Below are 20943 nucleotides of genomic sequence, written 5' to 3'. Positions count from 1 at the left end.
CTATTTAAGTACACGTTTGACACGGATAGCCAATTCATTGGGATTAAATGGCTTGGGTATGAAATCAGCAACTCCAAGGTTGAATGCCTCTAAAACCACTTGTTCCTCTTCTCCAAGAGAGCTCAATACTATAATAGGTATATCGGGTTGGGTTTGCTTGGCATAATGGATGATTTCAATTCCACTTCTAAAAGGCATCATCACATCAGTGATGATCAGGTCAGGCTTAAGTTCGTCAATTGCCTTGATTCCTTCATTGCCGTCACAGACTAAATGGGTTTCGTAGCCGTCCTTTTTAAGCCTAAACTGCACCAAACTGGAAATAAGCAAGTCGTCCTCGATTATTAGAATTTTTTTCATGTGTGGGGGGTGATCCTAGCTTAAATATAGCATCAAAGAATAATATCCAATTCATTTTCACCACTCAAATAAGAGGATTGACGCAGAGATGTAAATAACAAGCACTTTATCGCATTTCATGACCGGCTTAAGACCATTAATCAAAAAAAAAGTTTCAAAAAATAAATCCTCCTAGAAGCTGAAATTGCTTTTGCTAGCTTGCTTGTTGAAGAATAACCATCAAACGAATGAAAAGACAATTTCTGAAAGCAGGATTCGCTGGATTGCTGATATCAGGTTTTCTTTCGCATGCTGCTTGGTCCCAAAGTGACCCAACAGGAAAGCGGAGAATTACCGATACCTACGCGATAACCAACGCTACAATTTTTGCAAGTCCCGGGCAGCCGGGCACCAAGGCTACCCTTCTGTTCCGTGAGGGAGTAATTATCGGAATGGGCCCCAATCTATCACTTCCAAAAGAAGCACAGCTCATCGCCGGAGATTCTTTATTTATTTATCCGGGATTCATTGACGGAGCAAGCTCTGCAGGAATTACCAAACCCAAGGACCCGGAAAGACCAAAGGATTTTGTATCCTCCAATCCACCCGACGAGATTGCTGGCATTACCCCTTGGAGATCGGCTACAGATCAATTTTCAATCACCGGAAATCAGGTAGATGATTGGAGAAAGGCAGGTTTCACGATTTCTCAAGTGCTTCCAGATGGGGGAATGATCCCCGGAAAAGCAGCAATCATGATTTTAGGGAATTCTGGTTCGGTCAATGTAATCCAAGAAAATACAGCCCTGGCCGCCAATTTTTCAGGAGCAAGAGGAATGTATCCTGCGACCGCAGCCGGTGTAATAGCCAAGTTTCGCGATGTGTATCAAAATACCACCCTCGCATTGGATCATTCCAGACTATTTGCCTCCACAGCCGGCGTGAAAAGACCTGAAATGACCCCTACTCATACTGCAATGGCAGCAGTGGTTCAGGGTCAAATTCCGGTAATTTTCAAAGCCGAAACAGAATTGGAAGCCAGGAGAGCTATTGCTTTGCAAAAGGAATTTGGCTTTAAACTGGTATTGGCAGGTTTGGATAACTATGAGAATGTTATCGACCTGATCAAGAGTTCCGGGACAGCAATGCTCATCAAACTTCAGGTGCCGGATGATAAAGCCATAAAAAATCAAAAAACAGACAGTGTCACCACAGCTACCAATGCGCAATATTTAAGAGTGAAAGATGCCTACGATAAAGCATTGAAGCAAGCATCGCTTTTGGAAAAAGCTGGTGTTCCCTTTGGATTTTCGACCCTTGATGCAAAGCCCGGTGATGCTATGAAAGCCCTTAGGACAATGATCAAAAATGGTTTGACCGAAAAAACTGCCTTGGCGGCTTTGACAACCAATCCTGCAAGCATCCTCGGAATCAGTAAATTTGCCGGAACGATTGAAAAAGGGAAGATGGCAAATTTTGTCATCAGCACAGATTCAATTTTTAAGGAAGAGGCTCAAATCAAGCATGTCGTAGTGGACGGATATATTTTCGACTATGAAGTGAAGAAAAAATCTGCAAATGGAAACGGAAAAACTGAAAATGGAGATGCTACTATCACGGGACAGTGGGACTATACTTCTCAAACTCCTGCTGGTTCATCTGGAGGGGAGTTGATTATTGCTAAAAACGGAGTTGAATACACCGGTACAATCACCTATGCCGATCCTTCTGGCAATGGCAAAGTTACTGCCCCAATCAAAAATGTTTCAGTTAATGGTAAGAAACTCACATTTCAGTTTGATGTCAGTGCCGGCGGAATGTCTCTTACCGTGGACATCACAGGAGAAATCACAGGTAATGCCATGGACGGAACCATGAGCGTTGGCCAATTTGGATCATTTCCTTTGACTGCAAAACTTAACTTACCAAGCCTAACTCTTTAAATTATGAAATCGAGCACGACGCAATCGACACCCACAGGAGAGATTATGATTCAAGCGAGATTCCATCTGACCAAAAAAATCAAATTATAAACAGATGAAAAAGCTCAATTTAATACTTGCTGCTTTGTTGGGACTGGGCTTAAATTATTCCAATGCTCAAACCCAAAAAGGTAACGTTTTAATTATAAACGCAACTGTTCTCACGGTCACTAAAGGAAATCTTGAAAATACAGACGTGCTGGTTCAAAATGGAATCATTCGTCAGGTAGGCAAGAATCTCTCCGCACCTGCAGGAGTAGAAACTATCGATGCCAGCGGAAAATATCTTATGCCCGGAATTATCGATGCTCACTCCCATGTCGCTCTGGATGTGGTCAATGAAGCCTCCTCCCCGATCACTTCTGAAGTAAGGATGAAAGACGTGGTCAATCCCTTTGAAATTGGAATTTACCGCGCCCTTGCCGGTGGAGTGACGATCTCCCATGCCATGCACGGTTCGGCCAATGTGGTCGGTGGACAAAATGCAACACTCAAGCATCGCTGGGGTGTAAAAGATCCCTCCGATATCATCATGCAGGATGCCCCACGTACGATCAAGTTTGCTTTGGGTGAAAACCCTACCCGGGTTCATGGCCGTGGAAACGGAATCCAGCCAAAATCCCGAATGGGTGTTGAAGCTGTTTTGAGGAACGGATTCAACGAGGCTCTTCAATACAAAAAAGGATGGGAAACTTACAACGCAGCCAAAAGTCAAAAAGGCAATACCAAAACACCACCTGCATATAATGAGCGACTTCAAACTTTGGCTGATATCCTGGACGGAAAAATCATCATTCATTGCCATTCCTACCGTGCCGACGAAATCTACATGCTAATTAACGTAGCGAAGGATTTTGGCATCACTAAACTGGTATTTCAGCACACCAATGAGGGCTTCAAAGTCGCTCCGGAAATCGCCCAGTACACCATGGGTGCTTCAGTATTTGCCGATTGGTGGGCTTACAAAATGGAAGTCTATTATTCCACAGCATTTAATGCAGCCATACTTCAGCGAAATGGAGCAATCACTTCCATAAATTCTGACTCAGCCGAACTGATTCGCCACTTGTATCACGAAGCCGCCAAGACTCAGCGCTATGGAGGATTGACGGATGAGGAAGCTTTGGCCATGATTACCATCAATCCTGCCAAACAACTGGGAATTGACGACAAAGTAGGTTCGATCGAAGTGGGCAAGCAGGCAGATTTGGTGATTTTCGAAGGGCATCCGCTATCGTCTTACACTATTCCACAGATGACTTTCGTCGATGGAGTCAAATATTTTGACATCAAAGCCGATCCCGATGATCAGCGTCAATTTGTAAGTGCTACCGAAATGGTAGAACCGATTTTCCTGCATGCCTATGAAAATCATCAGTGTCTCCAGGATGTGGATGAATACTTTGAGGCATTTCAGGGAGCTTTCATTGAAGAAAAACATTAATCCCCCGAAAATTCAGACAAATCATGAACAGGATTTTAAAAACCCTCTATACCTCAATGCTAGCCCTGCTTCCAGTGGCTGCCATGGCTCAGATCGACGGGGAATTTGTAAAACCTCGCACAGGAAAATTCCTCCTTCAAAATGCCACTGTAGTGACAGTTACCAAAGGAACTTTGACCAATACCTCTGTTTTGGTCGAAAATGGAAAAATAGTCCAAGTGGGAACCAATCTCAGTGCCGCTGGTGCTGAGGTAATTGACTGCACCGGTAGGTTCATCTATCCCGGAATGATAGACAGCGGAACTCGCCTCGGTTTAGTAGAAATAAGCTCCGTACCAGAAACTGTAGATTATGCCGAAATAGGTAATGTAACTCCAAATATGCAGGCTCTGACCACAGTAAATCCAAACTCGGAAGCCATTGGAGTCACCCGAGTTTCCGGAGTTACTACTGTACTTACAGTCCCAACAGGAGGACTTTTCCCGGGAACAGCAGCACTGATAAATCTCAATGGCTACACGCCGGATCAGATGTATGGTGGATTCAAAGCTGTGGTGATGAACTTCCCTAGCTCAGGACGTCGTGGGAGATTTGATCGCAGATCAGATGAGGATGTCAAGAAGGATTCTGAAAAAGCTTTAAAAGAAGCCAATGAAATCTGGGGAAATGCAAGTAAGTATCTGAACCTGAAAAAATCAGGCGCTGAATTGCAATTCTATCCTGAAATGGATCAATTGTCAAAAGCAGTTTCCGGCGAGCTTCCACTCTTGATTGTAGTGAATACGGCCTCTGACATTCAACATGCCATCAAATGGGTAGAGGGAAAAAACATCAAAGTTATCTTCTCCGGTGTTGCCGAAGGTTGGAGGGTGGCGGATGAGATCGCAAAAGCCGGTATTCCAGTTATCACTGGACCGGTGCAGGATCTACCTACTCGACAGTCTGACCGCTATGACACTCCTTATGCAAATGCAGGCAAAATGGCTAAAGCCGGGGTAAAAGTTGCTTTGCGAACGGATGAAGAAGAAAACGTAAGAAATCTGCCTTTTCATGCGGCATTTGCTGCCGCCTATGGACTGGGAAAGGAAGACGCCCTGAAAGCAATTACGATCAATCCGGCCGAAATCTTTGGAATCGCTGACCAATATGGATCAGTGGAAGCCGGAAAACGGGCAAACTTGGTCATTTCCACCGGAGATCCATTGGAGACCAAATCCCAGATTTTGCACGTCTTCATTGACGGATACATGATTCCGATGTCAAACAGACACATTCGATTGTATCAGGAATTTCTTGAGCGATCACCTGGCTTGAAAGCTAATTAAACTCACAAAGGCCATGGAAACTTATTCTATGGCCTTTTTTTTCTTCAATATTCGAAATTTGATATTCGAAATTCGATATTGCATCAGAAGTAGGAACCAGTTCATCTGAATTTTCTATTTCTAAACAAATACAAACACCCATAGTAACTTTTCAACTTTCCAACCTTACCACCTTTCAACTCCTTAATGAAACAGACCTTACTCACCTTAACAGCCGCCTCCCTCCTGTCCTTAAGTGCTTTTGCGCAGCAGGATGGATTTTTCAAAAATCAACTTGAGAATCAGAAGAAATTCGAATCCGATTACCTCAAGGCTGTCGATTATGACCGTTTTAAAATTCATTTGGCTGAACTAACCAAAAACCCGCACATTGCCGGTACACCGGAAAATGAACTGGTCAAAGATTATCTGGTCAAAATCATGGGAGAAGCTGGCATGGCTGTGAAAGTCTGGCCTTATGACGTTTACTTACCTAACCATCCTGGAAAGTCTGAACTGCAGATCATCTCACCTGTTCAGTTGACCTTATCACAGAAAGAAGGTGCATTGCCTGAAGATCCATTTTCAGATGATCCACGACTTCATTTGGGATTCAATGCCTTTTCTGGCAGTGGAGATGTGACAGCTGAGGTTGTTTATGTGAATTACGGTACGCGGGAAGATTTCATGAAGCTCGCCGAAATGGGTGTGCCATTGGAAGGAAAAATCGCTGTGGCTCGCTATGGAGGAAACTTCCGTGGCTACAAAGCCAAATACGCCGAGCAATATGGCATGATCGGATTAGTGGTCTACACCGATCCAAAAGATTCAGGTTTCACCCGTGGAGACGTCTATCCCAAAGGCCCATTTTTCAATGAAACTACTATTCAGCGTGGATCCATGCTGACTTTGGACTACACAGGTGATCCTCTGACTCCAGGTAAGCCTGCCCTCCCGCTTGATGGACCTGAGAAAGTGGAGCGTTTGGATCCAAAAGATGTGGCCTTCCATAAAATACCGGTTACACCTATCGGTTATGGTGCTGCCAAAGAAATACTGAGTAGAATGACAGGTTCTGAAGCCCCGGAAGCCTGGCAAGGTGGACTAGATTTCAAATATCGCATTACTGGAGGGGAAGGCCTGAAGGTCCGGGTGATGGTCGATCAGAAGCCTGAATTTATACGGGCAAACAATGTGATAGGTACTTTCGAAGGAAGTGACTTCCCGAATGAATGGATCATTCTGGGAAGCCACTACGATGCTTGGAGCTTTGGTGCCACAGATCCCAATTCAGGCACAGCCATGCTCCTTACTTTTGCAGAAGCCTTGGGCGACTTGTATAAAAAAGGTCAACAGCCTGCTCGATCGATTCTGATAGGACATTGGGATGCGGAAGAGCAGGGCGTGATCGGGTCCACAGAATGGGTGGAGCATCTCAAGAAGGAACTTGGTGCCAAAGCCATTTCCTACATGAACTTTGATGCGGGAGTTTCCGGTAGAAATTTTGGTGCCTCTGCCGCTCCTACCCTTAAAAAATTGATCATTGACGCCTCCAAAGAAGTCATGTATCCGGATTCGGCCAAAACAGTATTTGAAATCTGGGCCGGAAAAAAACCGGAACCCGGCATCGGTAATCTAGGTGGTGGATCAGATCATATTGCTTTTTACATGCATGTGGGAGTGCCTTCCCTAAGTGGTGGATCAGGCGGACCGACTGCCTATCACTCCAACTATGATAATTTCCACTACTACTCGAAATTTTCGGACCCGAGTTTCAAAATGGGTGGAGCAGTTGCCCAGCTATTTGGTTTGGTAGCCATCAGGCAGGCAAACGCAGCCGTGATCCCTTATGATGTGCCGCGCTACGCAAAAGATCTGAAAGGACACTTTGAGCAAGCCGTGAAAAATGTAAAATCCATTGAGCCCAACTTCTCAGAATTTGATCAGGTCAATACTGCTTTGGCGAAACTGGAAGCCAGTTCGACAGCCTATCAAAGTGCATTGGAAGCTGGACTTTCTTCCGGAAAAGTATCTGCTAAAAAACTCCAAAAGATCAACACAGGCTTGATTAGTCTGGAGAAAAGCTGGATTGATCCTCGAGGAATGTATTATGGAGAATGGTACAAGTCGCTCTATGTGTGCAATGATCCGTTTTCAGGCTATGCCTCCTGGATTTTACCCGGCATCCAATACGAGGTGGCAATCAAAAACACCGCACGACTGGAAGAATGGGACACACGATATGCGAAAGCGATTTTGAACTTGAGTAAGAAAATAGAAAAGCTGAGTAAGTTGCTTTGATTGAGAAAACTAGGAATAAGGATATATGTTATAACCCCATAGGCGAATTATCTGTTGAAATCCGCTGGAAGACCGGAGACCGAAGAGGCTATGAATTTAGATATTAAACTAATGTCTATTCTTGGTTTTCCTCTACTGGCAAAAAACTGAGTATAAATAAACAACTATTCTCAATTATTAAATTACTAAACCGCTGAGTGGAAACTTGGCGGTTTTTTCATCGCCAACAATGAAGACAATAGGGTAAAAAGACCCCAAAGTAACAGTTCCGATGAAAATAGTGATCTCGGGAGGTGTCGAACTATTTCAGAAATTCCCTAATAAGTTCAACCCACTTCGGGGTTGTTGGCGGCAATCTCGTTTACTTTTATCCCCTAGGTTGCACCTAGGGTTATTCAAAAGTTTGACCTTTCAGGATCGTTAATTCATCAAACATTGCTTTCAAACACCGACCCCGACAGGGGTCAAACTTCTCAATAGCCACGGGTAAAACCCGTGGTTAACGAGACGGAAATATGATCCCTACGACCCCGAAGGGTGTCGAACAAATCCTGAAACCGATAGTCAATCCAAGCCAATATCCCGACAGCTATCAACCCTATTTTTTTGACGTGGCAATTCTACATCAAATCCAGAATGAATCTCTTTTGGAACCTATTGAACATGTCGGAAAAAGGATTTATAGACGCTTAATTTAGCTTTCGGGAATGATTCATTTCCTATGCGCCTAACCCGTTTTTCTTTTTCGAATATGTATGGCTTTAAGACCTCAATGCTATTATTAACTTAAAAAATTTTCCTGTTGTTTGAACACTCCGGGCTATCATTATTCAAGCGCTCAGTCCTGCTGGATTTCCCTTTGGATTTTACTTTATAATGGTTAATGAATTGACTTTTAGACAAATCATTATATATACTTAATTGTAACTTAATTTTTTTTCACAATTTTTTATCGTTCTTTAGAACTGATTATCACCCTAGATTAAGAATCCGTGCTAAATTCTACTACAATTGGCGCCACTTTCCGGCTATCAACGCTTATCTTGATATTGCTCTGTTCCCCAGCGCTGTCGCAACAGCCTAGTTTTTCACCACCAAAAAATTCCATTGAAGCTTCCGACACAATTTTCAGGCGTGCCACTAATTCACCGGGATATCTGGTAGTAAAAGAAGCCGATTGGGACAGGCTTAAAAAAGTATGGAAAGATTCTTTTAAGCAAAAGGAAGAGTTGCTTATCCAAGAGCAGAAAAAATACAATGCTAAAGTTGATTCTATTCAACAAATCGTTGATTCCGCAAACATTCAGGAATCAAAACCAGATAACAATCCTACAAACCCTTCAGATTTCACCATCCCGATACTCGCCCTCAGCCTTGGCTTGTTAATTATATATGGAGCGGTGATCACAATAAGACTTTTGAGTCAAAAAATTGGACTTAAATCCCAAATCGAACAATTGGACCAAATTGAAAAGGATTTTGATCGGCATAAAAGAAATAGCATAGAAAGAGAAAGGAAACTTATGCGGGAACTTATTGATGTCCAAAATGAACTTGAGGAACAAAAATCCCGACAAAACAATAGTTCTGAATAAAAATTACTTGGAGTTTAAATCAAAGACCGCTCCCGCTCTTTGTATTTAAAGCTCTATTTTTAGAATCTTATAAAAAGCTTCACCATCCACCGTTTTTCCTTCAACTCGGATTCTCAGAGAATTCACACCATAAGGTACTTTCACTTTGGCTTGATAATTCCCTTCCTTAGTTTGACCATCAGGTTCCCAATAGATAGTAGGCTTTTTCTTCAGGTATTGGTCCGAAGGAGGGTTTTTAGGAAACTCTTCAAAATCTGTAAAACCTGGAATATCGAAAATCTGAAATCCTTCGGAGTTGAATTTTCTATCGGAGTCAGGATTAGTTCTAAAGCCTTTTTTGGTCTCAACCATAATCACTCCTCCATAGCCTAGCATACCAAAAATTGCTAAACTTATGGGATCAGAGTACACTTTGACTGACTCTAACTCAGAAGGCACTAGAGATCCTAAAATCTCACCTGGGTCTAAAAAAGGAAACTTTTGTCCATCTAAAATGACCATTGGAGGACCGGTTTTTTCGCCGTAGTTATAATTGCTAAACAAACCCATTGATTGAAAGACTTGCTCCCATGTCGCCATTTTTTCCAATTTTTCCTGTCCCATTTCTCGAGAAGGAGTACCGTAGCCATAGTTTCGATCAGCCATAGTCTCCCGGACTTTGACTTCTTCTTTTACAAACTCGTCCAAAAGGATATAATCACCAGATAAATCCAGTAGCCTGTCATTTTCTTTTATTGGCTCCTTGGTATAAAAATAACGTGGGAAGGTTTGCGAAACTGAAGGCAAATTTCTTGAGAAAATCTCTACTGATCCATGAGGCCTTCGTTTCTCATCCAAGGCAGCAATAGCAATCTTGGCTGTATCCTGAAAATACAGTCCCGTCGCCCAAAAATTACCCGAAGAATCTGTCATCACCTGACCATAATCCTCCAAATCTCCACGTACCACAGTGATTGGATTTATAAGGGGTTGCCGCTTATTGCTTGGAATAAACTTACCCCGAATCGATATTCCATATTCGATCGAGCTGGAAACCTCCGAATTAAAGTCATCCTCAAGCGGCTCATCCAACCAGTCCATTGCCTTTTCCAAAGAACTCAAGGAATCAACTTCCACTACTGCTTCTCCATCTAACAAGGATAAAATGAATTCGGTATCAATTGGATTTTGAAACTCATCCAAGAAATCTAACTTCAAATCCATCACCCGATAACTCAAGGAATCTGTGATTGAATACTTGGGGATTATTGAAACCTCACCTGACAAAGGTTCTGAATCAGAAGATTCAGCCTTAGGTTGAAAACCCGGATTCATTATAATGATTGGAGTAATAAACTGGTCTTTTTGTCCAAAATTCTGACTCCAATGGGTATACCCTCTCAGCGCATAATCCCCCGGAACTAAGTCCTGAGCTAAAAGTAGACCACCAGAAATCTTTCCTTGCTCTATTGAGAAAATGGAAGTCTGAATAATCTCAGCTTTGGAATTGACCAGATCGACATAGACCACTCTGCTCAAGGAATCAGCCAAAGCAGGTTCCTGATAGAGCATTCTTCCTCCAATCCAAGCAGTTTCACCGGGATAGAAATACGGTTTATTTGTGGTCAGCCAAGCTTTTTCCCGAAGCCTGTTTAATTTCAAGGCAGGACTTGTGATAACTTCAGTCTGAAGATTTTCTACAATGAAATTTTTATTTGGCTCAAAATCCAACGGTAAAGTTCTGGCAACCCGTTGCCTGCTCAAATATCCGGATAGTACTAATTGGGTTGGATTGATCAAAGTACCCATACGGTCTATGTCGTAATACCTCTCCGGTGCTTCGATCCAACTGATGGCATGATATACATTGGTATAATAGTCATTCCTCCATGACTTGTCCAAATGGTGGATTTCCATCCTCCGCGGCAGAAAAACTCGGTAACTTCCATCTCCCATTGGCCTTCTCAATATGGAATCTTTTGGGACTGAGACGATGGATTTATTCAATTCTTCATAAAAGTCATTGGTTCGTCTACGATCCATCTTTTCTGGCAAGACCTGGTAGATACTGAAATGAATCGAATCCCTGCTGTTGAGAAGTATGGATTGATTAAGATGGCGAAGTGAACTGTGGTAGTTATTTCCCCTTGCATTTATCCACTCTTCAGATTCTTGGGGGTTTTCAGACTTGATGGGTTCATAAAATACCTGTCCAAAAAATCGGGTGCCGTTTCGCATCACCCGGAAATCCTGCAGGTAATAAGTCAAATCATAACCCAGGGCTTTGTTTTTGATCTTAAGAGGCTCTTGGGTTGTGGCTTGTAGGTAATTTGGGCCTTTGTTGGCTTTGACTTTTCCAAAGTCCAACACCCAAGGATTCAAAATCTCTATATCCGCTTTATAGGGATCATCCGGCAATGCCAGAAACGATTCCTCAAATCGACGCAATTCCCGCTCCCAGGATTTGTCTCGCTTGGCTTTGAGCTCGATCTCAGAAAGATTGGATTCATTAAATGTGAGTTGGAAGTCGATTTGAACCTCGTTTTTCCCCCGAAAAGAAACTGTTTTCACTTCGGTCACATAACCTACAAAAGAGGCAACCATTTCGATCTCACTTGAAAAATTACCAGAAAGTCTGAATTTTCCATCTATATCAGTCGCTGCACCGATGGTGGTATTATTGATGAAGACGTTCGCAAATGGTAGTGGTAGTCCAGTGCCCTTTTCTTTTACAACGCCAGAGATAGATTGCGAAAAACTGAGACCTGAAGCAAGAAAAATCCAAATGAAAAATAATTGGCGCATGTAGGATCGAATGATTTTTAGCTACTTAATTCCTGAATATAAACTAAACAGACAATAGTCTGAGCTTTTTTAGATTATTTAAGGGAAAAAAAATTTTAATCCTTGAAGGAAAGATACATAGGGTATATTCAGTGTTCTGAGGAACCATTCGCCCCAATTCCCGGCATTGTATGCCGGGCTTCAAAAGGAGGTGCCTTTGGCATACTTTCCCACAGAAGTACAACATTTCGGTTTCATTTGCGGCACTTCTTGGTTGTAAAAAACCGTCCGAACAAAAGTGTCCGATTTTAGTGCATTCATTTTAAGAAAACCGACTCCGTTTACCATAAACATGGATTTTTATCCTTGGAATGTATTTTGAGTGATGATATCAAACCCATTCCATCATGCTGACCTTTCTTCTTTGGCTTATCCTCTTTATTATTTGTTGGCCTATCGCCATCGCCGCACTGATTCTTTATCCTTTTGTTTGGTTGCTTTTGCTTCCGTTTCGTTTGTTGGGTTTTGCGGTGGAATTAAGTTTCGATTTGGTCAAGAATATCTTTTTACTTCCCTTCCGATTGGTGGGGGTGAAATAGAACCCTGAAAAGCCTCTTTAGCGGTAGCAAGAAAGATTCAAGTGGAGAACAGTAAAATAACAGCAGCAAATGCCAAGCTGTCTGTCCTGAAAGTCGGCTAGACATAAAGCCCATTCCTGAGTTTATTTTGACGAACTGCAATTCATCATTACCCCGCAGCAAAGTAGAAGGGTTTCAAAAATGAGAGTGAATCCATTTTTCCCTAATTTCCCAGTCAAATTCAACCCCTCTACCTATGTCAGGATTTATTATCGGTCGAATCAAAAGTATCAGGTATGCCGTCAAGGGCTTATTCCTTTTGCTTGCCACCGAAAATGCTATTATTACCCAAAGTGTAATTGCTCTGATTTTTGTGGGATTGGGCTTTTATTTGGATATCGACAGAGTAGATTGGGCCCTTCAAATCTTGGCTATTGGATTAGTCCTTTCGATTGAAAGCTTAAATACTGCCGTGGAAAAAGTCTGTGATTTCATCCATCCTGAACACCATGAGAAAATAGGATTTATCAAAGATATTGCCTCCGGAGCGGTGACATTTGCTGCTTTGACTGCATTTGCGGTCGCTGTACTTATTTATTCACCTTATTTGATGTAGATTTTGACATAAGATCTTTTTCAAAAAGAGAAATTTGAAAGGATTTTTCTTTGAAAACTCCACATAATCAGTCATTTTCGGACTAAAGATTTTTCTCCCATGAACATCAAGCCTATTTTTCTTTCTCCATCTGCAGATATCTTAGAACCAAAGCTTACTAAAAAATTTACCAGTTTAAGTAACCTGATTTTTGCTGCCGGAAAGCATTCTCTTCCTGATTCTCTTGTACTCCAAATCAATCATGAAATTGAAGAAATAGGAGTATTTCCGGGCACGACCACAGAAACAATCAAAAAGCTTGACCAAGTTCAAAAAGATCTACTAAAGAAACTTGAAAAAGATCACCAACTCGTTCCCAAAAATCATTTTCGCAATTTGTGGATGATTGTAGGAATGTCGGCCTTCGGGTTGCCCCTGGGTGCCGCTTTTGGCTTGATGGTGGATAATATGGCGCTACTTGCCCTTGGACTACCCATCGGATTGGCTATTGGTGTAGCATTGGGTACTTCCTTGGATATGAAAGCCAAAAAAGAAGGAAGACAGTTGGATTTTAATGTGACCTAAAGTCAATTCTTCACTGATGTATGAATGATTTTTTTGATCTGATTCTCCAGATTAGGCATCTTTTAATTTAATCCACCAAAACTGACCGATTACACTCAAGTTTTGACTGAAAACAGGAAAGTCCGACATACCGAATCCGATAACTTCGTCCAAAACTTGAATCAATTCAACCTAAATAACCAAATCCAGTTTTTGACATGTCAAAAATCACCCAAGCACTGATAAGCCTTTTAGCTTTAACCCTGATGGCTGGCTGTAATCAATACAAGCCATCCCAAACCCTCGATTTGGCAGAGCTAAACGCATACTTCTCTACAGAAGGGATTGAAATCGATAGTCTTGGTGCAGACAGCACCGAATTGATCCTCACTAATTTTGCCGGACCGGATCTAGTCCCAAGTCCTTCCTGCTTGGCTGTAGCGGCTACCGGGGAGGTGTATGTCGGAGTAGATATGATCGGCTCTTTGGGGAAAACTCCCGGTAAAGGTAGCATCGTAAAGCTCGTGGATAATAATCACGATGGCATTCTTGATTCTCATACTGAATTTGCCAAAGTTGATAACCCTCGCGGGATTATTGCAATGGGGGATCAAGTATTTGTGCTGCACACTGTTTTCGGAGCGGATAGCCTGGCACAGGGAATGGACTTGGTGGTATTTGAAGACAAGGACAAGGATGGTGTCGCAGATGGCCCTTCCAAACCGCTAATTACCAATATCAGTACTCAAAATCAACTTCGAAGCCGAGGAACAGATCACTCGACCAATGGCATTCGCATGGGCATCGACGGTTGGATTTATATCGCAGTTGGAGATTTTGGCTTTGTAGATGCAGCGGATCGCGAAGGAACCAAACTCAGCATGCTAGGTGGTGGAATCGTCCGGGTAAGACCGGATGGCACCGAGATGGAAGTCTATACACATGGAACTCGAAACATTTACGATGTGGCAATTGATCCATTCATGAACATCTACACCCGCGGCAATACCAATGACGGTGGTGGTTGGAATATCCGTTTTATCCATCATATCCAAAGTGGAGAATACGGCTATCCAAGCTTATTCAAGCATTTCACGGACGAAATTCTTCCTGCATTGGTGGATGTGGGTGGAGGTTCCGGCACAGGAAGTTATTTCATGGACGACAGCCGATGGCCTGACAAATACAATCAGGTCCCAATGATGGCGGATTGGGGAAAAAGTCAACTGTATATTCATCGTGTAACAATGGATGGACCCAGTTTTACTCAGGCCGATGAAAACTTCATCAGACTACCACAAATCACTGATGTAGATGTGGACGGATCCGGAACCATGTACCTCGCAGCTTGGGATGGTGCTGGCTACCGGGGTAATCCCGAAAAGGGCTATGTGGTAAGAGTGGTCCCAACCAATTGGGCATATGAAGCCTATCCGGACTTAAAAAATGCATCCGTAAAAGAATTAGCCGAACTGCTAAAAGCGAGAAACTCTGTCACCCGACTGGATGCACAGCAGGAATTACTAGCCCGATCTACGGATGAAGCTTCTGAAGCCGTACTTAAAGTTGCTCAAGACACTTCGCTCCCGCTTGATTCACGGGTAGCTGGTATATTCACCTACGCCCAATTAACTTGTTCGGCTGGGGTTACCGAATTGATCAAACTAACCAAAGAGGATAAAGTCCGTGAATTTGCACTTCGAGCTATAGCTGATCGGAAAGGCTGTCTTGATGCTGTTCCTGTAGACCTTTTCATTGCGGCAGCACAAGATGCCAATCCGAGAGTTCAGGCTGCTGCAATTGTTGGTTTGGGAAGACTGGGTGATCTTAAAGCCAGCAAAGTCCTTCTGGAATTTCCAGTTCCGACTTCTGCTCAAATCCCTTCGAAAGACACCGAAGGCCCACATGCTACCCCGAATTCGGAAATTATCTTCCCCCATTTGGCTGTCAAGGCATTGGTAGAGTTAAAGGCGGTGGATGCTACGGTGAAAGCTATCGACTCCAAAAATTACAAATTGGCGCTTTGGGCCTTGCGCTATATGCATGATCCCAAAGCTGTGGATGGACTGCTGGCTGCTTATGAAAAAACAGATGATTCAGCTAAAAAAGCTGAAATACTGAGCACCATTTCCAGGCTTTATCAAAAAGAAGCACCTTACGACGGAAGTTGGTGGTGGGGAACCCGTCCTGATACACATGGACCCTACTACAAAGCAGAAAATTGGGAAGCTTCTGACAGGATCAAAAACTTCCTGATAGCCCAGGCAAACAGCGCTGAAGGATCTCAAAAATCAACCTTTGCGGTTCTGAATGACCGCCTGCGACTGGGAATCGTAGAACTCGGAACCGAAACTGCTGCCCCGGCAATTGAAGAGGCAGGGATAGACCTAGAATCCATCAAAAATAAAAAAGGCCAAGTAGGCGCATCATCCATCGAAGATGTGGTATTGGCAGTTGCCGATTTGAAGGGAGATCCAGTTTTAGGTAAAAGTCTCTTTGTCAGTCAAGGATGTCTTGCCTGTCACAGCATCGAAAAAGGTCAGCCCTTGAAAGGTCCGTTTATGGGGCAGATAGGATCGATCATGAACCGGGATCAGATTGTCGAGTCAATTTTAAAACCAAACGCTTCGATTTCCCAAGGTTTTGCTTCGATCCAAATCACTACGAATGACGGGAAATTCTACATGGGCTTTGTCACCGCTGAGACAGCACAGGAATTGACTATCCGAGATATTGCAGGCAATGCTACCAAACTGGAGAAGAAGAACATCAAAGAGCGAAAGGAACTCGAAAACTCGATGATGCCGGCAGGTTTGGCCAACTCGCTTTCTTATGAGGAGTTGGCCTCTTTGGTTGCGTATTTGGCACAGCAGAAGTAATTCAGGCTGATCACCTCATAGGAACCGAAAAGCCGGGAAAACTCCGGCTTTTTTGGTTTTGACCAATTTTTTAAAAATTTATTCCCTTAGGGGTTTGAAGTCAAATCACTTTTTCTGAATTCAGAGATTGATGAATTTTTGGAATAAAATTTTAAATTCATAGACCAAACCACTGCCTATGAATAACTTATCGAACCACCGCACTTCCTTTTATTTTTATTTCAATCTATTCATCCTGATCCTTGCCATAGGAGGATTTGTAATAAATGCACTTGTTCATCCTGATACGCTTCCCCCTGCCTCAGCTCTAGTTTATATCCACGGGGTGATCATGTTTCTTTGGTATATTCTGATCGTTGTCCAATCCAATTTAGTCAGATCAAGGAAAATTTCTCTTCATAAAAAGCTTGGAAAAAGCAGCCTTCTTCTTGCATTGGGAATTGTAATCACTGGTATCTGGATGAGTATGGTCCATTACAGCAGACCGGATGGATTCCTATTCAGCACGATTAATACGTTCATCTTAATCAATTTTATCATCCTCTATTCATTGGCATTGATTAATCGTCATCAGTCGGAATTTCATAAGAGGTATATGACTTTTGCGAGTCTTGCAGCTGTTTTTCCTGCCTTGGGAAGAATTATTTTAGGATTAAACCTCAATGAATACTTATCAGTCCCATTTTGGATTTTACTCGTGCTGGTGATGGGTGTTTTTGATCTTAAGAGTCAGAAAAAAATTCATCTAGCTACTAAAATCGGATCAGGTTTGATTTTTTTGGGTATTGCCCTAATTCTCGTTCTGATGGAAAATGCGGCATGGAAAGAGTTTTTGGATCGACTGATGAGTTAGTCTTCATTGCCATTCTGTTCGGAGCCAAATCTTATTAGGTTTCACCTAGACTTTCCTACACTGCGGGCAAGCCGCTCGGCGTAGGTTAGTTTTGTTTTACGCTTTGATCATTTCAAATTCCTTTCTTCATCAAAGAAAAAAACACATTTTAACGGAATGAAGCCCAAAACTTATTTGGTGAAAATCCTTTTGCTCCTCCTGATTTTTTCTTGCAATTCAAAAAGTTCGGAATTAGAATTAGAACAAAATTCCAAACCTAAAGCCAAGGAATTCTTTGTGGTTCCGGGCGAAGATGAAATTATCGAACCCGAAATTATCAAGAAAGGAGAAGTCCTTGTTGCCTATTCGGATTGCTACCATTGTCATAAAGAAGAAGGCAAATTCAAAGGTCCCTCATTCGCTGATATTGCCAGGCGCTACCCCATGCAGCAAGCTTATATTGATCTTTTGGCTAGAAAGATCATTTCGGGAGGTTCGGGCACTTGGGGCTATCCCGTCATGAGCCCCCATCCCAAATTATCACTGGAGGATGCGAAAATTATGGTTACTTATATTCTTTCACTTGAGAAAAGTAAATCCTAATCAAAACTCAAAAATTGCCGAATTTTAGACTTTAATTCATCCCGATAAAACAGCGTATCAATGCCAAAATTATTCACCTTTATCCTTCCTATTTTTCTTTTTCTTGGATTTACAGGACCTAAAAATCAAAGTCCCGTACAAATCGAATTAGTAACCAATTATGGAACGATTATCCTTCAGCTCTCGGACCAAACACCCCTTCATCGGGACAATTTCATCAAACTCGTGGAAGCCGGAACCTACGATAGTTTACTTTTCCATCGGGTGATCAAGGGCTTTATGATTCAGGGAGGGGATGTTCAAAGCAAATATGCAGATTCGGTAGCCAGATTGGGCAGCAGTGATCTCCCCTATCAGATTCCGGCAGAGATTGTTCCCGAACTTTTCCATAAAAAAGGTGCCTTGGCAGCCGCCCGGACAAACAATCCCCAGCGGGCATCCAGTAGCACGCAGTTTTACATCGTGCAGGGTAAAGTCCAAAATGACAGTCTCCTCTCTCACAATGAAGGCCGGATCAACCAAATGCTTGCCCGTCATTATGGGATCAATGATCCAGCCAACAGGCCCCTAATCGATTCTTTAGAAAAGGCCCGGGTTGACAAAGACACTGCTTTGGTGCAAGGGCTCAATACCCGGTTAAATGGAATTTTGGCAAACTACCAGAATTATGAAAAGTATCAAATCTCCGAGTCTCAGCGAGAAGTCTACAAAAGTATCGGCGGCACGCCGCATCTGGATCAAAATTATACTGTGTTTGGAGAGGTCATTTCAGGCTTGGAAGTGGTCGATGCAATTGCAGCCGTAGAGACTAACAGACAGGATCGGCCGATCACCGAAGTACGGATTCTCAGTATGCGCCTCCTGACAAAAAAATAAATACATGATTTTGAAATTGAGTTTAACTATTGCCTAACTTCCTGAAAGTTGAAAATCACAACATCACTGTAAACGTACATTCACATGGCAAAGCAACCAGAAGGCAAAAAGAAAGACGACAAATCTAAAGCCACCAAAACGTTAAAAGAAAAGCGTGCCGACAAAGCAGCAAAAAAGGAAAGTAAAAAAAGGGATTAACCAAAACCCGGAGAACTGAAAACCAACAATTTCATACAGAAAGGACAGCATCTAACTGTCCTTTTTTCATTTTCCCGGATCAGGGAAATATGAATCATGCTTTTGCAAATCTTTATTTTAGTGAAAATTTAATACATACAAATCACCTATACCAGTGGAATTCATCATCATACTGCTGCTTGTCCTGCTCAACGGATTTTTTGCAATGTCTGAGCTTTCGCTAGTTTCATCCCGAAAATTCAAACTGGAAAATGCCAAGCGTCGTGGCAGCTCTACTGCCAAGACCGCCTTGGAATTGGCAGAAAATCCGACAAAATTCCTTTCTACTGTCCAAATTGGAATCACCCTGATCGGCATATTGCTTGGGGTCTATTCCGGACAAAACCTGACCACAGATCTTGCAATCGCTCTGTCAAATGTTGAAATTTTAGCGCCTTATTCAAAACCGGTCGCCACGGCACTTGTCGTCCTTTTGGTCACCTATCTTTCCATTGTCTTGGGTGAATTATTTCCAAAGCGACTGGGAATGGCTTTTCCGGAATCAATCGCTATGGTGGTAGCCAAACCCATGCTCCTACTTTCCAGAGTCACGGCACCATTTGTATGGCTACTTTCAATTTCCAATGATTTTTTACTCACCATTTTTGGCATCAAGCACACTTCAGAATCCAAAGTTTCCGAAGAAGAAATCAAAGCGATCATTAAAGAAAGTGCAGAAGGCGGAGAGATCACAGACATCGAGCAGGATATTGTGGAGCGGGTTTTTGAGCTTGGAGATCGTAGAATTAATACGCTTTTCACCCATCGAACCGAATTGGTTTACTTTAATCTGACTGAAAGTTGGGATGAAATCCGAGTGAAAATCAACACTGAGAAGCATTCCGCCTATCCTGTCTGCCAAAACAATGATCTGGACAACATCGTGGGAATGGTCCTTGTCAAAGACCTTTTTGCCCCGGGGCTGGAGCGGGATTTTGACATTCGTAAAGTCTCGCGAAAACCCCTGTTTATCAACGAAAATTCATTTGCCTATCAGGTGATGGAGCTATTTAAAAAGGAACGAATGCATTATGGCATCGTGATCGACGAATACGGGAGTACCATGGGCATCGTCTCCATGGATGATGTGCTGGACGCATTGGTAGGTGATGCAAGTGAATCCGATCAAGAGGAATATCAGATCACCCCAAGGGGTGAAAATAGTTGGCTGGTAGACGGACAGTATGCCATTATAGATTTTGTAAAATACTTTGACTTGAATATCCAGTTAAAGACCAAAGGATTTACTACCGTTGCTGGGCTGATGATTCACAAGTCGGCCAGTATTCCTGAGGTGGGAGATAAGGTACTTATTGAAAACCTCCAATTGGAAGTGGTAGATAAGGACGGGCAACGGATCGATAAAATCCTGGTGACGAGGTTGGAAGTATAAAATTATTCATCCTAACTAACCCGGATAGCAGTAAAGGATTTAACTTTAATACTTTTCTGCCAAAGGAGTAATCGGCTTCACGCAAATTTGAACCATCTTCAAGCTCAGGAAAGAATACTCACTCACCTATTTCAAAATTTCATTTTCCATAAAAAGTGCCGTTTTTATCCTGTTTTTTTATTCTTTAGCTATTTTGATTTAGCCAAAGTAGTAATCGGACGCTCCAATATCGGAACCATCTCTGACCTCACTTCAGCAAAAAGTTTTCGGATTCGGCAGGTTTCCTCATCCGTACATTCGGGGCAAGATTCATAGAACCGCTCCGAAATACATGGAATCAATGCAATCGGACCATCCATCGCACGCATGACCTGAGCAATACTGATCATCGAAGGATCTTTTGCCAATGCATATCCACCCTCTGCCCCTCGCACACTTTTGACCAATTGATGAGTTTTGAGATCACGCAGAATATTTTCCAGAAATTTATAAGGGATAGTTTCCCGTTCTGAAATTAATTTGGCCGAGGCTGGAACCAGCTCTGGATGATCTTGTAAGAAAAGAATGGTTTTGATGGCGTATTTGGCTCTTTTGGATAACATCGGATGTAAATCTATGCCTGAAAGTACAAAAAACCAGCATTTGAGAATCAAAAAGC

16 protein-coding genes are annotated in these 20943 nt (G+C 42.6%); 13 read left to right on the top strand and 3 right to left on the bottom strand.

The features are described 5' to 3' along the window. Complete coding sequence (locus tag Q8M62_RS21075; protein WP_092728398.1) at positions 1 to 360, bottom strand: response regulator transcription factor; 360 nt, start codon at positions 358 to 360, stop codon at positions 1 to 3. Positions 361 to 587: 227 nt separating this feature from the next. On the opposite strand from Q8M62_RS21075, the gene Q8M62_RS21070 reads away from it, so the two are divergent. The 5 genes from Q8M62_RS21070 (at position 588) to Q8M62_RS21050 (ending at position 8965) form a co-directional block, all read left to right on the top strand. After that, positions 588 to 2282 (top strand): amidohydrolase family protein, encoded by a 1695-nt coding sequence (locus Q8M62_RS21070; RefSeq protein WP_304900196.1) that lies wholly within the window; start codon positions 588 to 590, stop codon positions 2280 to 2282. Between the two features lie 94 nt (positions 2283 to 2376). Then, positions 2377 to 3765, top strand: a complete 1389-nt coding sequence (locus Q8M62_RS21065; RefSeq protein ID WP_304900195.1) for an amidohydrolase — start codon at positions 2377 to 2379, stop codon at positions 3763 to 3765. Positions 3766 to 3788: 23 nt separating this feature from the next. Beyond that, positions 3789 to 5090 (top strand): amidohydrolase family protein, encoded by a 1302-nt coding sequence (locus Q8M62_RS21060; RefSeq protein WP_304900194.1) that lies wholly within the window; start codon positions 3789 to 3791, stop codon positions 5088 to 5090. A gap of 186 nt (positions 5091 to 5276) precedes the next feature. Next, positions 5277 to 7370 carry a M28 family peptidase gene (locus Q8M62_RS21055; protein WP_304900193.1) on the top strand — a complete coding sequence of 698 codons (2094 nt, stop codon included), beginning with the start codon at positions 5277 to 5279 and terminating at the stop codon, positions 7368 to 7370. 992 nt (positions 7371 to 8362) lie between these two features. Continuing rightward, positions 8363 to 8965, top strand: coding sequence for a hypothetical protein (locus Q8M62_RS21050; protein ID WP_304900192.1), 603 nt, complete (start codon positions 8363 to 8365; stop codon positions 8963 to 8965). Positions 8966 to 9010: 45 nt separating this feature from the next. On the opposite strand, the gene Q8M62_RS21045 is transcribed toward Q8M62_RS21050, so the two are convergent. Beyond that, on the bottom strand, positions 9011 to 11749 hold the full coding sequence (locus Q8M62_RS21045) for a carboxypeptidase-like regulatory domain-containing protein (protein WP_304900191.1): 2739 nt from the start codon (positions 11747 to 11749) through the stop codon (positions 9011 to 9013). A gap of 386 nt (positions 11750 to 12135) precedes the next feature. Here Q8M62_RS21045 and Q8M62_RS21040 point away from each other — a divergent pair, with 386 nt between their 5' ends. From Q8M62_RS21040 to Q8M62_RS21005, 8 genes are all read left to right on the top strand, one after another. Next, on the top strand, positions 12136 to 12327 hold the full coding sequence (locus tag Q8M62_RS21040) for a hypothetical protein (protein ID WP_304900190.1): 192 nt from the start codon (positions 12136 to 12138) through the stop codon (positions 12325 to 12327). Between the two features lie 235 nt (positions 12328 to 12562). Beyond that, positions 12563 to 12922 carry a diacylglycerol kinase gene (locus Q8M62_RS21035; protein WP_304900189.1) on the top strand — a complete coding sequence of 120 codons (360 nt, stop codon included), beginning with the start codon at positions 12563 to 12565 and terminating at the stop codon, positions 12920 to 12922. 99 nt (positions 12923 to 13021) lie between these two features. After that, complete coding sequence (locus Q8M62_RS21030) at positions 13022 to 13486, top strand: hypothetical protein (protein ID WP_304900188.1); 465 nt, start codon at positions 13022 to 13024, stop codon at positions 13484 to 13486. 197 nt (positions 13487 to 13683) lie between these two features. Continuing rightward, the gene (locus tag Q8M62_RS21025; protein ID WP_304900187.1) at positions 13684 to 16344 is read left to right on the top strand and encodes a HEAT repeat domain-containing protein; all 2661 of its coding nucleotides are present in this window, start codon (positions 13684 to 13686) and stop codon (positions 16342 to 16344) included. A 178-nt stretch (positions 16345 to 16522) separates the two neighbouring features. Then, positions 16523 to 17197: a hypothetical protein gene (locus tag Q8M62_RS21020; RefSeq protein WP_304900186.1), complete on the top strand. Its 675-nt coding sequence runs from the start codon at positions 16523 to 16525 to the stop codon at positions 17195 to 17197. Positions 17198 to 17353: 156 nt separating this feature from the next. Beyond that, the gene (locus Q8M62_RS21015) at positions 17354 to 17779 is read left to right on the top strand and encodes a c-type cytochrome (RefSeq protein ID WP_304900185.1); all 426 of its coding nucleotides are present in this window, start codon (positions 17354 to 17356) and stop codon (positions 17777 to 17779) included. A 60-nt stretch (positions 17780 to 17839) separates the two neighbouring features. After that, entirely contained in the window at positions 17840 to 18655 is an 816-nt protein-coding gene (locus tag Q8M62_RS21010) for a peptidylprolyl isomerase (protein ID WP_304900184.1), read from the top strand. A gap of 352 nt (positions 18656 to 19007) precedes the next feature. Next, the gene (locus tag Q8M62_RS21005) at positions 19008 to 20285 is read left to right on the top strand and encodes a hemolysin family protein (protein ID WP_304900183.1); all 1278 of its coding nucleotides are present in this window, start codon (positions 19008 to 19010) and stop codon (positions 20283 to 20285) included. Between the two features lie 188 nt (positions 20286 to 20473). Here the strand turns inward: Q8M62_RS21005 and Q8M62_RS21000 are convergent, their stop codons facing one another. Then, positions 20474 to 20887: an Rrf2 family transcriptional regulator gene (locus Q8M62_RS21000; RefSeq protein ID WP_304900182.1), complete on the bottom strand. Its 414-nt coding sequence runs from the start codon at positions 20885 to 20887 to the stop codon at positions 20474 to 20476. Positions 20888 to 20943 lie beyond the last annotated feature (56 nt).

The organism is Algoriphagus sp. (assembly GCF_030694375.1).
Classification (GTDB): Bacteria; Bacteroidota; Bacteroidia; order Cytophagales; family Cyclobacteriaceae; genus Algoriphagus.
Note: the sequence above shows the minus strand (reverse complement) of the source record. Positions and strands in the feature narration are given on the sequence as shown.

What these genes read in the sequence shown, in the direction of transcription:
- Q8M62_RS21075 (WP_092728398.1), bottom strand. Translation starts at nt 360, where the DNA reads ATGAAAAAAATTCTAATAATCGAGGACGACTTGCTTATTTCCAGTTTG.
- Q8M62_RS21070 (WP_304900196.1), top strand. Translation starts at nt 588, where the DNA reads ATGAAAAGACAATTTCTGAAAGCAGGATTCGCTGGATTGCTGATATCA.
- Q8M62_RS21065 (WP_304900195.1), top strand. Translation starts at nt 2,377, where the DNA reads ATGAAAAAGCTCAATTTAATACTTGCTGCTTTGTTGGGACTGGGCTTA.
- Q8M62_RS21060 (WP_304900194.1), top strand. Translation starts at nt 3,789, where the DNA reads ATGAACAGGATTTTAAAAACCCTCTATACCTCAATGCTAGCCCTGCTT.
- Q8M62_RS21055 (WP_304900193.1), top strand. Translation starts at nt 5,277, where the DNA reads ATGAAACAGACCTTACTCACCTTAACAGCCGCCTCCCTCCTGTCCTTA.
- Q8M62_RS21045 (WP_304900191.1), bottom strand. Translation starts at nt 11,749, where the DNA reads ATGCGCCAATTATTTTTCATTTGGATTTTTCTTGCTTCAGGTCTCAGT.
- Q8M62_RS21040 (WP_304900190.1), top strand. Translation starts at nt 12,136, where the DNA reads ATGCTGACCTTTCTTCTTTGGCTTATCCTCTTTATTATTTGTTGGCCT.
- Q8M62_RS21035 (WP_304900189.1), top strand. Translation starts at nt 12,563, where the DNA reads ATGTCAGGATTTATTATCGGTCGAATCAAAAGTATCAGGTATGCCGTC.
- Q8M62_RS21030 (WP_304900188.1), top strand. Translation starts at nt 13,022, where the DNA reads ATGAACATCAAGCCTATTTTTCTTTCTCCATCTGCAGATATCTTAGAA.
- Q8M62_RS21025 (WP_304900187.1), top strand. Translation starts at nt 13,684, where the DNA reads ATGTCAAAAATCACCCAAGCACTGATAAGCCTTTTAGCTTTAACCCTG.
- Q8M62_RS21020 (WP_304900186.1), top strand. Translation starts at nt 16,523, where the DNA reads ATGAATAACTTATCGAACCACCGCACTTCCTTTTATTTTTATTTCAAT.
- Q8M62_RS21015 (WP_304900185.1), top strand. Translation starts at nt 17,354, where the DNA reads ATGAAGCCCAAAACTTATTTGGTGAAAATCCTTTTGCTCCTCCTGATT.
- Q8M62_RS21010 (WP_304900184.1), top strand. Translation starts at nt 17,840, where the DNA reads ATGCCAAAATTATTCACCTTTATCCTTCCTATTTTTCTTTTTCTTGGA.
- Q8M62_RS21000 (WP_304900182.1), bottom strand. Translation starts at nt 20,887, where the DNA reads ATGTTATCCAAAAGAGCCAAATACGCCATCAAAACCATTCTTTTCTTA.